Here is a 14,063-nt window from a genome sequence, read left to right on the forward strand (position 1 = left end):
CCGGGCTCAGCTGCCGAGGAGGCGCTCGACGACCGCGAGGACGTCCTCGGCCTCGCCGCGCGACTCCTGGCGGGGGAGCAGAGCGGAGTTGTAGTAGAGGCCGTCGCTCATCAGGACGATCGCGCGGGCGATGAGCGGGTCGCCCACCGCGTCGGCGACGACCTCGTGCCAGCTGTCGTGGATCCGCGCGAGGCCGCCGCTGGCGCGCTCATCGTGTCCCTGCGCAATGCGGGAGACGGCGAGGATCGTGCGGTCGAAGGCCGAGTCGGCGGCGAAGGAGGTGCGCAGGAGGTAGGCGACCACTCCCTCCGGTGCGGCGAGGCTCTGCGCCACGTCCTCCTCGCGCCGCGCGTCGAGACGCAGGAGCAGGCCATCGACGAGGGCGTCCTTCGAGGGGAAGTGGTAGAGCAGGCCGCCCTTGGAGACGCCGGCTTCTCGGGCAACGGCGTCGAGGGTCGCGGCGCGCTCGCCCTGCTCGATCAGGAGCTGTTCGAACGCATCGAGGACGCGGTCGCGGGCGGGGGCTGCTGGCACGGCGTCCATCCTAGGGCGGATCGCCGGCCACTATACCGGCTGGACGGTATACTCATGGCGTCCCGTCTCGAAAGGTCATCTTCGTGTCCGCGCGCACCGCTCCCGTCCCCACCCTCGACTCCGCCGACCGGGTCGGACGACGCGCCTGGGTCGCGCTCGCGGTGCTGATGCTGCCGGTGCTGCTCGTCTCAGTCGACAACACGGTGCTGAACTTCGCGCTGCCCTCGATCGCCGAGGGGCTGGGGCCTTCCGGCACCGAGCTGCTCTGGATCGTGGATGCGTACCCGCTGGTACTCGCCGGACTGCTGGTGGCGATGGGCAGTCTCGGCGACCGCGTCGGGCGGCGACGCCTCCTGCTCATCGGCGCGATCGGCTTCGCGGCCGTCTCGGTCGTGGCCGCGTTCGCTCCCACCGCCGGCGCGCTGATCGGCGCCCGAGCGGCGCTGGGCTTCTTCGGCGCGATGCTGATGCCCTCGACCCTCTCCCTCCTGCGCAGCCTCTTCCCGAACCGCGATCAGCGCCGCCTCGCGATCGCGATCTGGGCGACCGGATTCGCGGTCGGATCCGCCATCGGCCCGCTGGTCGGCGGCGTGCTGCTCGAACACGTCGCCTGGGGGTCGGTGTTCCTGCTCGCGGTGCCGGTGCTGCTGCCGCTGGTGGTGTTGGTGCCGATCCTGGTGCCGGAGTCGCGCGACCCGCAGCCCGGGCCGGTCGATGTGCTCAGCATCCTGCTGTCGCTGGCGACGATGGCGCCCATCGTCTACGCGGTGAAGTCGTTCGCCGAACACGGGGTCGCGGTGGTCGGGGTCGTGGCGCTCGTCGTCGGTGTCGTCTCGGGTGTGCTCTTCGTGCGTCGTCAGCGGCGGCGGGGCTCCCCCATGCTGGACCTCTCGCTTTTCCGCCGCGGCTCGTTCAGTGCGGCGATCGTGGTCAACCTGCTCAGCGTGACGGCGCTCGTCGGTGGTCTCTTCTTCCTCTCGCAGCATCTGCAGCTGGTGGTCGGGCTCTCGCCGCTGGAGGCGGGTCTCGTGCTGGTGCCGGGGCTGGCGGTGATGATCGTGGCGGGGCTGGGCGTGGTACCGATCGCGCGCCGCCTCGCTCCGCGGATCGTCGTGCCGGTCGGCCTGCTGATCTCGGCGGTCGGCTACGTGTTGCTGGCCGTCGGCAGCGGGGCCCCCGGAGGCGCATCCGCGCTCACCGTGGCCGTCGCCTTCGCGTTCCTCGGACTGGGCATCGGCGCGGCCGAGACGGTCTCGAACGAGCTGATCCTGGCGAACGCGCCCGCCGACAAGGCCGGCGCCGCGTCCGCCGTCTCCGAGACGGCGTACGAGCTCGGCGCCGTGCTGGGCACCGCGACCCTCGGGACCCTCCTCACCGCCGTGTACCGCGGGGGAGTGGCACTGCCGGAGGGCCTGGATGCCGTGCAGTCGCAGCGCGCGGGCGAGACGCTCGGCGGCGCGGTGTCGGTCGCGGGCGAGCTGCCCGCGGACTCGGCGGCGAGCCTGCTCGCCTCGGCGGGAACGGCGTTCGACGCGGGCGTCGGCTGGTCGGCGTGGCTCGGCGTCGTCCTGGTGCTGGCCGCGGCCGCGATCGCCGCCCGCCGCCTCCGCCGAAGCTAAGCGCGGCTCCTTTCCTCTCGCGAGATGCCACTTATGCGCGCGTTCCTCGGCGTGTCGCCCGCGCAAGTGGCATCTCGCGGCGGGGGAGGGTGGGGTGGGGTGGGGTGCGGTGGGGTGGGGTGGGGGAGGGTGGGGTGGGGGAGGGGAGGGGAGGGGCGGCGGGCCGCGAGTACGCTGGGGGGGACTTCGACCCCGTATGCCTGAGGACCGCCATGCCCCGCACCCTGAAGCTCGCCGTCATCCCCGGAGACGGAATCGGGCCCGAGGTGACCGCCGAGGCCGTCAAGGTCCTCGCCGCCGTCACTGCCGACTCCGACCTGGTGCTCGAGACGACGACGTTCTCGGGCGGCGCCGCCCGCTACCTCGAGACCGGCGTCGTCCTCACCGACGATGACCTCGCCGCGATCGCGCAGCACGATGCGATCCTCCTGGGCGCCGTCGGCGGGACACCGGGCGACCCGCGCCTGAAGGACGCGAGCATCGAGCGCGGGCTGCTGCTGCGCCTGCGCTTCGAGCTCGACCACTACGTCAACCTGCGGCCCACCCGCCTCTACTCGGGTGTGCTGTCGCCGCTCGCGGCCCCCGGCGAGGTCGACTTCGTGGTCGTGCGCGAGGGCACGGAGGGGCCCTACGTCGGCACCGGCGGAGTGATCCGGCCGGGCACCCCGCAGGAGGTCGCGAACGAGGTCTCGGTCAACACGGCCTACGGGGTCGAGCGGGTCGTGCGCTACGCCTTCGAGGTCGCCCGCAGGCGGCGCTCCCGGCTCACGTTCGTGCACAAGACGAACGTGCTCGTCTTCGCCGGCTCACTCTGGAGGCGGATCGTCAACGAGGTGGGGGCCGCTTTCGAGGACGTGGCCGTCGACTACCTCCACGTAGACGCCGCAACGATCTTCCTGGTGACCGATCCTGCTAGGTTCGACGTCATCGTCACCGACAACCTCTTCGGCGACATCCTGACCGATCTGGCCGGCGCGATCAGCGGCGGCATCGGACTCGCGGCGTCGGGCAACATCAACCCCGACGGCGCGTTCCCCAGCATGTTCGAGCCGGTCCACGGATCCGCGCCCGACATCGCCGGACGCCAGGTCGCCGACCCGACCGCTGCGATCCTCTCGGCGGCGATGCTGCTCGACCACCTCGGCCGTAGTGACGAGGCCGCCCGCGTGAGCGCGGCCGTGACCGCCGACATCGAGTCGCGCGACGGCACTCCGCGCTCCACTGCCGCGATCGGCGACTCCGTCGTCGCCCGCCTCCGCTGACCCCTCTGCACAAGGACATCACCACGATGAGCACCGACTCCGCCGCCGCCGACCTCGCCTTCGAGGTGACCCCCGCCCCCGCTCCCCGCTCCGAGCAGGAGCGCGCCCGCATCCTGGCCGACCCCGGTTTCGGCGTGCACTTCACCGACCACCTGGTCGGACTCCGCTGGACCCGCGCCGACGGCTGGCACAGCGCCCGGGTCGAGCCCTACGGCCCGCTCGCGCTCGACCCCGCCGCCGCTGTCCTGCACTACGCGCAGGAGATCTTCGAGGGGATGAAGGCCTACCGCCATGAGGACGGCTCGATCTGGACGTTCCGCCCCGAGGCCAACGCCCGCCGCCTCCAGCGCTCGGCCCGTCGGCTCGCGCTGCCCGAGCTTCCGACGGAGCTCTTCATCGAATCGCTGCGGCAGCTGATCGCGGTGGACGGCGACTGGGTGCCCTCAGAGCCCGAGACCAGCCTGTACCTGCGCCCGTTCATGTTCGCGCAGGAGGCGTTCCTCGGTGTCCGCGCGGCCGAGGACGTCGGCTACTGCCTCATCGCCAGCCCCGCCGGCGCCTACTTCTCGGGAGGCGTCGCGCCCGTGTCGATCTGGCTCTCCACCTCCTACGCCCGCGCGGGCAAGGGCGGCACCGGAGCGGCGAAGACCGGCGGCAACTACGCTTCCTCGCTCCTGCCGCAGCAGGAGGCATACAGCCACGGCTGCGCGCAGGTGCTCTTCCTCGACTCTCAGGAGTCGCAGTGGATCGAGGAACTCGGCGGGATGAACGTGGTGCTGGTGAAGAAGGACGGCACGCTGGTCACCCCGGACTCGGACTCGATCCTCGAAGGGATCACCCGCGACAGCGTGCTGCAGCTCGCCGAGGACCGCGGGCACCGCGTCGAGCGGCGCCGGGTGAGCATCGACGAGTGGCGGGACGGAGTCGCCTCGGGCGATGTCGTCGAGGTGTTCGCCTGCGGGACCGCGGCCGTGATCACTCCGATCGCCGAACTCACGGGCGAGGGCTTCACGGTCGGCCAGAAGGACGCGCCGGCGGGCGAGCTGACGATGTCGCTCCGGGAGGAGCTGACCGGCATCCAGTACGGACGCCGCGAGGACACACACGGATGGATGACGAGGCTGGACGCATGAAGATCGCACGATTCGCCACGCATCGCGACGGGGACAACGGGGGAGCGATCCACTTCGGGATCCTCGACGAGGATGATCTGGTCGTGCTCGCGGGGGATCCGATGTTCGCCGGATTCGACACCACGGGTGAGCGGATTCCGATCGCGGACGCGAAATTGCTCGCGCCGGTGATCCCGCGCTCCAAGGTCGTCGGCATCGGCAAGAACTACGCCGACCACGCGGCCGAGATGGGCGGCAATGCTCCCGCCGAGCCGCTGGTGTTCCTCAAGCCGAACACCTCGGTGATCGGCCCGGACGAGGCCATCGTGCTGCCCGAGGACAGCCAGCAGGTGGAGTTCGAGGGCGAGCTGGCGATCGTGATCGGCGCCGTCGCCCGCAACGTCCGCGCGGAGGACTACGAGGACGTCGTCTTCGGCTACACGATCGCCAACGACGTCACGGCCCGCGATCTCCAGCGCGCGGACGGCCAGTGGACCCGCGCGAAGGGCTACGACACCTTTTGTCCGCTGGGACCGGTGATCGAGACCGAGTTTGTCTGGAACGAGAGCGCGATCGAGACGCGGGTCAACGGCCGCGTGCAGCAGTCGGGCAGCACCGGCGACATGATCCACGGGGTGCCCGAGCTTGTGGCGTACGTCTCGCGCATCTTCACGCTGCTCCCGGGCGACGTGATCCTCACCGGGACGCCGGCGGGGGTCGGTCCGATTGCCAACGGGGATACCGTGGCGGTCGACGTCGAGGGGATCGGCACGCTGTTCAACCCGGTGGTCGTGCGGCGCTGAGCCCGGGTCCGCCGGGACGGAGTGGTCGTGGGGCGCGCAGATCCGCGTTCGGCTCGCATGGGGCGGGCGGCGACGGGCCTGTGCCGAGGTGCTGCTTCACCGCGCTCCGCAGTGCTGTCAAGCGGACTCGCTCGGAACTCTGCGCGTCGTAGCGTCGAGCTATGAACTCCTCCCGCATCGACTCCGTCAGCCGCATCGCCCGGGAGGACTTCGGCTGGTCGTCGCTGCTCCCCGGTCAGCGCGAGGCGATCGAGTCGGCGGCCTCTGGCCAGGACACCCTGCTGGTGCTCGCGACGGGCGGCGGCAAGTCCGCGGTGTACCAGATTGCCGGAGCCGAGCGCGGCGGGGTGGTCCTCGTCGTCTCGCCGCTCGTGGCGCTCCAGGCCGACCAGCTCGCCGCGATCGAGGCGGCGCCCGCTGCTCCGCCCGCTGTCGCGATCAACTCCGCCCAGGGCGCCGCGGCCGTGGCCCGCGCCTGGAAGCGGATCGACGAGGGCGGGCCGCTCTACGTCCTCCTCGCTCCGGAGCAGCTGGCCAAGCCCGAGAACGTTGCCCGTCTGGCGGCCGCGGGAGTCTCGCTCCTGGTGGTGGACGAGGCGCACTGCCTCTCCTCCTGGGGCCACGATTTCCGGCCCGACTACCTCCGCCTGGCCGACGTGCGCGGCCAGCTCGGCGACCCGCCGGTGCTGGCGATGACCGCCACGGCCTCCGGGCCGGTGCGCGAGGAAATTATCGAGCGGCTGCGGATGACCGACCCCGAGGTGCAGGTGCACGGCGTCGACCGTCCCGAGATCCGCCTGGTCGTGCACCGCCACGAGAGTGAGAACGAGAAGCGCGCGGCCGTGGTGGAGGAGGCGCGCAGCTGGATGGCTCCGGGCCTGGTCTACGTGGCCACGCGCAAGGAGACCGAGACGTACGCAGCGGATATCGCAGCGGAGGGGCGCCGGGTTGCGGCATACCACGCGGGGCTCAAGGTGTCGGAGCGCAAGGTCGTGCACGAGCAGTGGCGGGCCGGCGAGCTGGACGTGGTCGTCGCAACCTCGGCCTTCGGGATGGGCATCGACCGCGCCGACGTGCGCTTCGTTCTGCACGCGACGACGACCGAGTCACTCGACGCCTACTACCAGGAGATCGGCCGGGCCGGCCGCGATGGCGAACCTGCGACCGGCGCACTGCACTACCGCGCCGAGGACCTGGGGCTGCGACGCTTCTTCGCCAAGCGCTCCGTCGACAAGGCCGCGCTGCGGGTGGTCTGGGCGGCCGTCTCGGAGCAGCCGGGGCTCGACTCCGCGGCGCTCGCGAAGGAGCTGGGCAAGCCGGCGCGCACGATCGTGCGGATCGTGAACGATCTCGCGGACGCGGGACTGGTGGAGACCGGATCCGGGCTGCGGGCGACGAAGGAGGTGTCCGGCGACGAGGCCGTGGACGCGGTGACAGCCGCTCTGGCCTCGCGCGAGCGGATCGCGGAGTCGCGACTGGCGATGATGCGGGCCTACGCCGAGACGACTCAGTGTCGACGCCGGGTGCTGCTGGACTACTTCGGCGTGGAGTCGCCGGAGTGGTGCGGCAACTGCGACGGCTGCGAGCGGCACGAGGCCGACGTCGAGACCGTCGAGTCGCCCGTGGATGCTCCGCTCAGCGTCGACGAGGCCGTCGAGCACCGCGAGTGGGGCGCCGGCACCGTGATGAGCGTCGAGGCCGACCGCGCGACGATCTTCTTCGAGTCCGAGGGTTATAAAGTGCTCTCCTTCCAGGCCCTCGAGTCCGGAGTCCTCCGCGAGCACGCCCCTGCCTAACGCCCCCGCGTGCTTTCCCCGGCCGCGAGATGCCACTTACGCGCGTCCGACACGGCGTGTCGCGCGCGTAAGTGGCATCTCGCGGAGGGGAGGTCAGAGCTTCGAGACGGCCGAGCTCACGTCGGTGGGCTTGTCGTAGGTGACGTCGGGGATCGCGCGGAGGGCCTCCAGGATGTCTCCGTCGGCACCCTCCCTCTCGGCGGTCTCGACGATCGTGTCCCTCGAGGCGGGGTAGTCGATGCCCGAGAGGTACTTCTGGATCTGGATCGGGTTGGGAGCGTCCATCGTGCTGTCCTTTCGTCGGAGTGTTACGAGTGCTCTTCGGCGAAGAGCCGGTCGAAGGCGTCGACGCGCCGATCGGTGACCGTCGTGGGCGTCTCGAGGTGCACGGCACCGCTGGGCACGAGACCCGCGCCGCCGAAGCGCTCCATGACGCGCCACTGCGCGGCGACGTCCTCGCCGCTGTGCTCCGGGGGCAGCTGCTCCCAGAAGTCGAAGCCGCCGACAGCCAGTAGGGCGTCGCGGCGGTAGTGGACGCAGGCGCCCAGCCAGGCGACTCGGTAGGCGCGCCAGGTGCCCTCCGGGACGTCGAGGCGGGCAGCGACGTGCGTGAGGTTCGCGGCGTTGTGCAGCGGCCACCGCTCGAACTCGGGAGTGCCGCGCCGCACCCGCTCCGGCTCGACGCGCTCCTCCCAGGTCTCGAACGCCGCCGTCTCGTGCGGGCGCACGTCCTCAAGATAGGACAGGCCCTGCACCGCCGAGCCGACGAAGCCGCAGCCGAGCCGCTCCAGCGCCTCGTGCAGCCGCGCGAGCGTGCCGGGCTCGAGCCAGACGTCGTCGTCGAGGAAGAGGACGGCGGGAGCGGTGGCCAGGGAGAGCAGGTAGTGGCGTTGCTCGGCGAGGCCCCGGCGGGGCAGGTGTCGGTGCACCATCGGGGACCGGCCCTGCGCCTCCAGCACGCGCAGCATCGCCCGGATCGTCGGGTCGCTCTCGGCGACCGCGTCGTCGGACTGGTCACTGAGAATCAGACGGAAGGGCGGATCGTCCTGGGCGGCCAGTCCCGCGAGCGCGGCGGCGAGCTCGGCGCGGCGCCCGACCGTCGGGATGAGCACGTCGATCAGCGGCTGCTCGGGCGCCTCGGCGACCCCCCAGCGCCCGGACCAGCGGCGGCTCGTCACGGTGCGGCCGATCGGATCCGCTGAACCATCTCGGTCGTGGAGTGCTCGGAGACGTAGCCGACCGTGGTGACGGTGCCGCCGTAGGAGCGGACGACCGCCGCCTCCGCCAGCATGTCCGGGTTGTAATCGCCGCCCTTGACGTAGACGTCGGGGCGCACCCGTTCGAGCAGCGGAATCGGAGTGTCGCCGCCGAAGAGGGTCACGAAATCGACGCAGCCCAGCTCGGCGATCACTCCGGCGCGGTCGCCCTCCGGGTTGATCGGTCGGCCCTCGCCCTTCAGCCGGCGGACGGAGTCGTCGTCGTTCACGGCGACCACGAGCACATCGCCCAGCTCGCGCGCCTGACGGAGATAGGCGGTATGGCCTCGGTGCAGGACGTCGAAGCAGCCGTTGGTGAACACCACGCGGCGGCCGCGGCGCGACTGCTCCGCGAGGACCTCGACGAGCGCGTCCTCGCCCAGCACGACGGCACCCGGGGCGGCGAGCGAGGCGAGCAGGTCGTCGCCGGAGCAGACGGAGGTGCCCGGGCGTTGCACCACCACGTCGGCGGCGGCCTGCGCGAGGTCGACGGCGGTGGCGAGGGAGCGGCCGGCGGCCAGGGCGAGCGTGGCGGTGGCGGCGAAGGTGTCGCCGGCTCCGGACGCCTGCTTCTCCTCCGCGGGCTGCGCGAAGGTGCGACTGATTGTGCCGTCCTGATCGAGGGCGGTGGAGCCGTCGCGGTCGAGGGTGACCACGACGTGCCGGGCGCCCGAGCGCGCGCGTAGCTCCTCGGCGGCATCGCGGACGGCGGCGGCTCGCTCGGAGCCGCGGCCGAGGGAGGCGCCGAGTAGCCGCTCCGCCTCCTTGGCGTTCGGAGTGACGAGGTCTGGTCGGGCGAAGGCCCAGTCGGCGAGTTCGTGCGCGTCGATCACGAGCAGGCCGGGCCGCTCGGTGGCGAGCAGGCGCTCGAGCGCCGCGCGAAGGATCCCGGAGCCGTAATCGCAGACCAGCACGGCGTCGGCGCCCGTGCCTGCCCGGGCGGCGGCGTCGGCCAGCAGGGTGAGCTCGTGGTCGGAGGGACGGTGCGGGCCGGAGTCGACGCGCAGCATCACGCTGTCTCCGCCGACGACGCGGGTCTTGATCGTGGTTGCGGCGTCGATTCGGACGACCGCGGAGGTGTCCAGGCCAGCCCGCTCGAGGGCGCGCACGAGGCGATCGCCCTCGGCGTCCCGGCCGGCCACCCCGACCGTGCGGACCACCGCCCCCAGCGCGCGCAAATTCGCGGCAGTGTTGGCCGCCCCACCCGCGACATCGACGACGTCCTCCAGCCGCAGGACCGGTGCGGGCGCTTCCCGGGTGACCCGCTCAGCTTCGCCGAGCCACCAGGAGTCGAGGATCAGGTCACCGATCACGGCGACCACTGGCGGACGCTCCCGGACGTGCGCGAGGAGCGCGCTCGCTCGCTGTAGCGCCGAGCCCTCGAGGCTCATCGGGCACCTCCCGGCAGGACGGGGAGGCCGAAGTGGACCACCGTAGTGGTGGTCATCTCGTCGAGCAGCTCCGGGCCGTAGCCGAAGCCCGATCCCGAAGCGCCGCGGGGCTGGGCGCTGCCGCCCGGCGCGCCTCCGAAGACGCCGTTGACCTTGACCGTGCCGACGGGCAGGGTCGCAGCGGCGCGATGGGCGTGCTCTATGTCGGCGGTGAGGATCGACGCGGCCAGGCCGTAGGGGCTCGCGGCGGCGCGGGCGAGACCCTCGTCGAAGGAGTCCACGACGGCGATCGGCGCGACGGGCCCGAACGTCTCCTCGGTCATCACGAGCATCGACTCGGTGCAGCCGGCGAGGACGGTGGCGGGGTAGAAGGTGCCGTCGCCGGGGATGCCGCCGGTGAGGGCGCGGGCGCCGCTGCCGAGGGCTTCGGTGACGTGCTCGTGGACGGCGTCGCGCATCCGAACGTCGACGAGGCGCGGGAGGGGACCGGCGCTCCAGCGGTTGGCCTCGGCGACGAGCGCGGCGGTGAACGCCTCGGCGATGTCGCGGTGCACGTAGATCCGCTCGACGGAGGTGCAGATCTGGCCGGCGTTAGCGAAGGCGCCCAGGGCGGCCTGCTCGGCGGCCCAGACCGGATCGACGTCGCGGTCGATGACGAGCGCGTCATTGCCGCCGTTCTCGAGGATCACATGCGCGCCGGTGACGGCGGCGACCCGGGCGAGGGCGCGGCCCGTCGCAGTCGAGCCGACGTGGGCGAGGACATCGACGCCCTCGGTGCGGGCGAGCTCATCGCCGACCGCGCCGTCGCCCTCGACCAGGGTCAGCACACCCTCCGGCAGCGCGGCGGCGAGGATCGACGTGAACAGTGCGCCCGTGCCCGGGCTGCGCTCGCTCGGCTTGTGTACGACGACGTCCCCCGAGACGATCGCGGCGCCGAGGAGACCCGCAGCGACGGCGACCGGGTCGTTCCACGGAGTGAGGGCGAGGACCACGCCACGCGGATGCGGGAGGGCCAGATCGACGTTCAGCGCCCCTCCGCGCAGGCTCTTCCCGCGGTGCAGCGGGCCGAGCTCGGCGTACTGAAGCAGCGTGTCCACCCCGGCGCGGACGCCGCCGAGAGCGTCACCGGCGGGCTTGCCGGTCTCCTGGGTGTTGAGGTCGGCGAGCTCCTGCTCGCGCTCGGCCACGCGGTGCGCGGCGGCGCGGAGCAGGGCGCCGCGCTCGGCGGGCGCGGTAGCGGCCCACGCGGGGAACGCGGTCCGCGCACGGCGGACGGCGTCGGCGGTGGCGGGGGTCGTGATGTCGATGGTCACGGTCACCTCTCGGTCGGGGGCGCCCGCGGAGTGGCGGACGCATCCATCCGGTACCCGGGTGCTCGGGACCTAGACACGGAGGAGCCGGGAATTCAGCGCTCCTGCGGGCGCGGCGCCGCGGGTCCGAGGATGACGGGGAAGTTCCGCTCGTGCTTGCGCGCGAACTCCTCCCAGGCGAGGGGAGCGTTCCACTGGAGAAACGGCACCAGGTGCGGGAAGCCGAGCGTGATCGTCGTGACGGAGAAGAGGCGCTTGCGTCGCACGTCGTAGACGCTCAGTCCGCCGTACCGGCCTCCCGCGGGGGTGATCCGGGCGATGTCGCGGAGCGGAACCGAGCGCGGGCGCCCGGCCATCGGGACGACGTCGATCCGGTCGTCGCGGAGAGTGACGCGGAATCGCGCGATCCCGCTCGCCAGCCCGATCATCGGGACGCCGACGATGGTCAGGGTGAGGCCGGCGATGAGCATGCCGGTCTCGCCCGGTCTCGTCATCGCCACTGTGGCCATCAGGGCGCTTACGGCGGCGACGAGGATGCCGGTGACCCGGGTCAGGACGCTCTGCCAGCGCCGGAAGGAGAGGACGACCGCGTCGTCCGGTGCGGCCGCGATCCGCTCGTCGGGGTGCGCGCGATCGCGGCGGCGGACGACGAATCGGACGGTGGCGGGGACGGCGGCGGCGGCGGCAATGGCGATGGTCGCGGCGGAGAAGTGAGGGAACATCCACCGAGGCTAGGGACGGATGGGGTCGCGGCGTCGAGCGCTGGCGCGGGATGCCGCTACGCCGGGAACGGGCGCCGAACCGCCCGCTCGGGTGCGGGCGAGTCGGCCGGCGCAGGTCGACGGCACCGGAAGTCGGTTCTGCTCCGCACAACGTCAGCTGAGAGCGGGTCTCATCCACCATCGTCGATGAGACGTGCTCTCAGCTGACGTTGTGCGCCGCCGATCCGGTTTCGGATCGGCCTCCGCGGGGAAATGGAGGACTGTACCGTCCCCGGAGCCGCGTCCGCGCGCCTTCGCAGCTGAGAGGAACCCGCCGTGGTCGCCATCGCCCCCCTCCGAGAGCCGTTCGCCGGAGTCGAGAAAATCGCCGTCCTGCGCGGTGGCGGTCTCGGCGATCTGCTGTTCGCCCTCCCCGCCGTCGACGCGCTCGCGGCCGCGTACCCGGGCGCCGAGATCACCCTGCTCGGCACGCCCGCGCACCGGGTGTTGCTGTCGGGGATCGAGTCGCCGATCGCCGCGGTCGAGATCCTGCCGATCGCGCAGGGCGTCCGCGACGGGGAGGTAGAAGATCCGCAGGTCGTCGAGGACTTCACCGAGCGGATGCGCGGCCGCCGCTTCGACCTGGCCGTACAGCTGCACGGCGGCGGGCGCTACTCCAACCCGTTCCTGCGGCGCCTCGGCGCGCGGCACACGGTCGGCTCGCGCACGCCCGACGCCGAGGATCTGGAGCGCACGATCCCCTACATCTACTACCAGCACGAGATGCTGCGGGCGCTCGAAATCGTCGGGCTCGCCGGGGCGGCCGCGACCCGGCTCGAGCCGGCGCTCGCCGTGGATCCGGAGCGGCGGAACCGCTTGGCCGCTGCACTGCCCGCGGGCGGTCCGCTGATGCTGATCCACCCGGGCGCGACGGATATCCGCCGGCGCTGGCCGGCCGCCTCCTTCGCCGCCGTGGCGACGGAGTTGCTGGCCGACGGCGCGCGCGTGCTCGTCGTGGGCGACGACTCCGATGTGTCGGCTGCCGACGAGATCGTCGCCGGAGCGCCGGGAGCTGTCTCGTGGGCGGGCGCCGTCGACCTGCCGGACCTCGCTCCGCTGCTCTCGCTCGCCGATCTGGTGCTTGGCAACGACTCCGGACCTCGGCACCTCGCTGCCGCGGTCGGCGCCCCGACGGTCGGAATCTTTTGGGTGGGCAACGCGATCAACGCGGCTCCGCTTGGGCGGCAGCGTCATCGGGTGCAGCTGAGCTGGACCACGAGCTGCCCGGTGTGTGGCCGCGACGCCACGCAGGTCGGCTGGACGGCCCCCCGCTGTGAGCACGAGGTCACCTTCGTCGACGACGTCCGCGTCTCTGCCGTCCTCGAGGACGTCCGCGCCGTCCTCGCCTCCACTCGCTGAGCCGCGAGATGCCACCTGTGACGTTCGACATCGGCGTGTCGCCCTCATAAGTGGCATCTCGCGGAGGGGGGCGGGAGGGGGGCGGGAGGGGGCGGGAGGGAGCGGGAGGGAGGGGCGCGTTAAGGGGAGGGGGGTTAGGGCCAGGACGGCTCCTGCTCGTGGGTGACGACGAGTTCGCGGATCTCGCAGCCGCGGGGCTGGCCGAGGACGAACATCACGGCGTTCGCGACGTTCTCTGGGTCGTTCAACAGCGCGTCGGGGCCGGGCTTGTACTGCTCGTCACGGTCGTCGAAGAAGCGGGTCTTCATGCCGGAGGGGATCAGCGTGGTCACGCCGATCTCGCCCTTGGTCTCGGCGGCGAGCGCACGGGTGAAGCCGAGCACGCCGAACTTCGAGGCGCAGTACGCGGTCGCGTCCGAGACGGCCTTGATCGCCAGCGAGGAGGCGACGGTCACGACGCGCCCGTGGGTGTCGGTGAGGAAGGGCAACGCCGCGCGGACGACGGCCGCGGTACCGAGGAGGTTCACCGAGATGACGCGCTCCCACTCCTCCGGCTCCACGTCGACCAGGCGGCCACAGCGGTCGATACCGGCCGCGGTCACGACGGCGTCCAGCCCGCCGTGCTCGCGGGCGATCTCGGCGACCGCCTTCTCGGCCTCGCGGGTCTTCGCGACGTCGACCTGGTAGGCGGCGACGCCCTCCTGCACGGTCGAGACGTCACGGTCGAGCACGAGCGGCGTGCCGCCAGCGGCGGTGACCGCGGCGGCGACGGCCGCACCGAGCCCGGAGGCTCCTCCCGTGATCAGGACGCGGCCGATGGGGGTGGGAGTGGTGCTCATGGTTTCCTTCCAGGGGTGGTC

13 protein-coding genes are annotated in these 14,063 nt (G+C 72.2%); 6 read left to right on the forward strand and 7 right to left on the reverse strand.

All coding sequences use genetic code 11. From position 1 onward, the window contains the following. Positions 1-6 precede the first annotated feature (6 nt). Positions 7-543 carry a TetR/AcrR family transcriptional regulator gene (locus C1O28_RS03845; protein ID WP_097166514.1) on the reverse strand — a complete coding sequence of 179 codons (537 nt, stop codon included), beginning with the start codon at positions 541-543 and terminating at the stop codon, positions 7-9. Between the two features lie 74 nt (positions 544-617). On the opposite strand from C1O28_RS03845, the gene C1O28_RS03850 reads away from it, so the two are divergent. From C1O28_RS03850 to C1O28_RS03870, 5 genes are all read left to right on the forward strand, one after another. Next, a complete protein-coding gene (locus tag C1O28_RS03850) occupies positions 618-2,153 on the forward strand; it encodes an MFS transporter (RefSeq protein WP_243392063.1) in 1,536 nt (511 codons plus the stop codon). A gap of 212 nt (positions 2,154-2,365) precedes the next feature. Continuing rightward, positions 2,366-3,415 carry a 3-isopropylmalate dehydrogenase gene (locus tag C1O28_RS03855; RefSeq protein WP_097166513.1) on the forward strand — a complete coding sequence of 350 codons (1,050 nt, stop codon included), beginning with the start codon at positions 2,366-2,368 and terminating at the stop codon, positions 3,413-3,415. Positions 3,416-3,441: 26 nt separating this feature from the next. Further along, complete coding sequence (locus C1O28_RS03860; RefSeq protein WP_097166512.1) at positions 3,442-4,548, forward strand: branched-chain amino acid aminotransferase; 1,107 nt, start codon at positions 3,442-3,444, stop codon at positions 4,546-4,548. After that, the gene (locus C1O28_RS03865; RefSeq protein ID WP_097166511.1) at positions 4,545-5,330 is read left to right on the forward strand and encodes a fumarylacetoacetate hydrolase family protein; all 786 of its coding nucleotides are present in this window, start codon (positions 4,545-4,547) and stop codon (positions 5,328-5,330) included. Before C1O28_RS03860 ends, C1O28_RS03865 begins: the two co-directional genes overlap by 4 nt. A 161-nt stretch (positions 5,331-5,491) precedes the next feature. Further along, positions 5,492-7,126 carry a RecQ family ATP-dependent DNA helicase gene (locus C1O28_RS03870; protein WP_097166510.1) on the forward strand — a complete coding sequence of 545 codons (1,635 nt, stop codon included), beginning with the start codon at positions 5,492-5,494 and terminating at the stop codon, positions 7,124-7,126. A 93-nt stretch (positions 7,127-7,219) separates the two neighbouring features. Here the strand turns inward: C1O28_RS03870 and C1O28_RS03875 are convergent, their stop codons facing one another. From C1O28_RS03875 to C1O28_RS03895, 5 genes are all read right to left on the reverse strand, one after another. After that, a complete protein-coding gene (locus C1O28_RS03875) occupies positions 7,220-7,411 on the reverse strand; it encodes a DUF2795 domain-containing protein (RefSeq protein WP_097166509.1) in 192 nt (63 codons plus the stop codon). 23 nt (positions 7,412-7,434) lie between these two features. Next, entirely contained in the window at positions 7,435-8,304 is an 870-nt protein-coding gene (locus C1O28_RS03880) for a glycosyltransferase family A protein (protein ID WP_207759884.1), read from the reverse strand. Beyond that, positions 8,301-9,773 carry a D-glycero-beta-D-manno-heptose 1-phosphate adenylyltransferase gene (gene rfaE2 / locus C1O28_RS03885; RefSeq protein WP_097166508.1) on the reverse strand — a complete coding sequence of 491 codons (1,473 nt, stop codon included), beginning with the start codon at positions 9,771-9,773 and terminating at the stop codon, positions 8,301-8,303. Before rfaE2 ends, C1O28_RS03880 begins: the two co-directional genes overlap by 4 nt. After that, complete coding sequence (locus tag C1O28_RS03890; RefSeq protein WP_243392062.1) at positions 9,770-11,086, reverse strand: aldehyde dehydrogenase family protein; 1,317 nt, start codon at positions 11,084-11,086, stop codon at positions 9,770-9,772. The genes rfaE2 and C1O28_RS03890 overlap by 4 nt, the downstream gene beginning before the upstream one ends. 92 nt (positions 11,087-11,178) lie before the next feature. Further along, positions 11,179-11,805 (reverse strand): hypothetical protein, encoded by a 627-nt coding sequence (locus tag C1O28_RS03895; protein WP_097166506.1) that lies wholly within the window; start codon positions 11,803-11,805, stop codon positions 11,179-11,181. Positions 11,806-12,120: 315 nt separating this feature from the next. Here C1O28_RS03895 and C1O28_RS03900 point away from each other — a divergent pair, with 315 nt between their 5' ends. Then, entirely contained in the window at positions 12,121-13,203 is a 1,083-nt protein-coding gene (locus C1O28_RS03900; RefSeq protein WP_097166505.1) for a glycosyltransferase family 9 protein, read from the forward strand. Positions 13,204-13,337: 134 nt separating this feature from the next. On the opposite strand, the gene C1O28_RS03905 is transcribed toward C1O28_RS03900, so the two are convergent. Then, positions 13,338-14,042 (reverse strand): SDR family oxidoreductase, encoded by a 705-nt coding sequence (locus C1O28_RS03905; RefSeq protein ID WP_097166504.1) that lies wholly within the window; start codon positions 14,040-14,042, stop codon positions 13,338-13,340. Positions 14,043-14,063: the final 21 nt, after the last annotated feature.

The organism is Rathayibacter rathayi (genome assembly GCF_004011095.1).
GTDB lineage: Bacteria > Actinomycetota > Actinomycetes > Actinomycetales > Microbacteriaceae > Rathayibacter > Rathayibacter rathayi.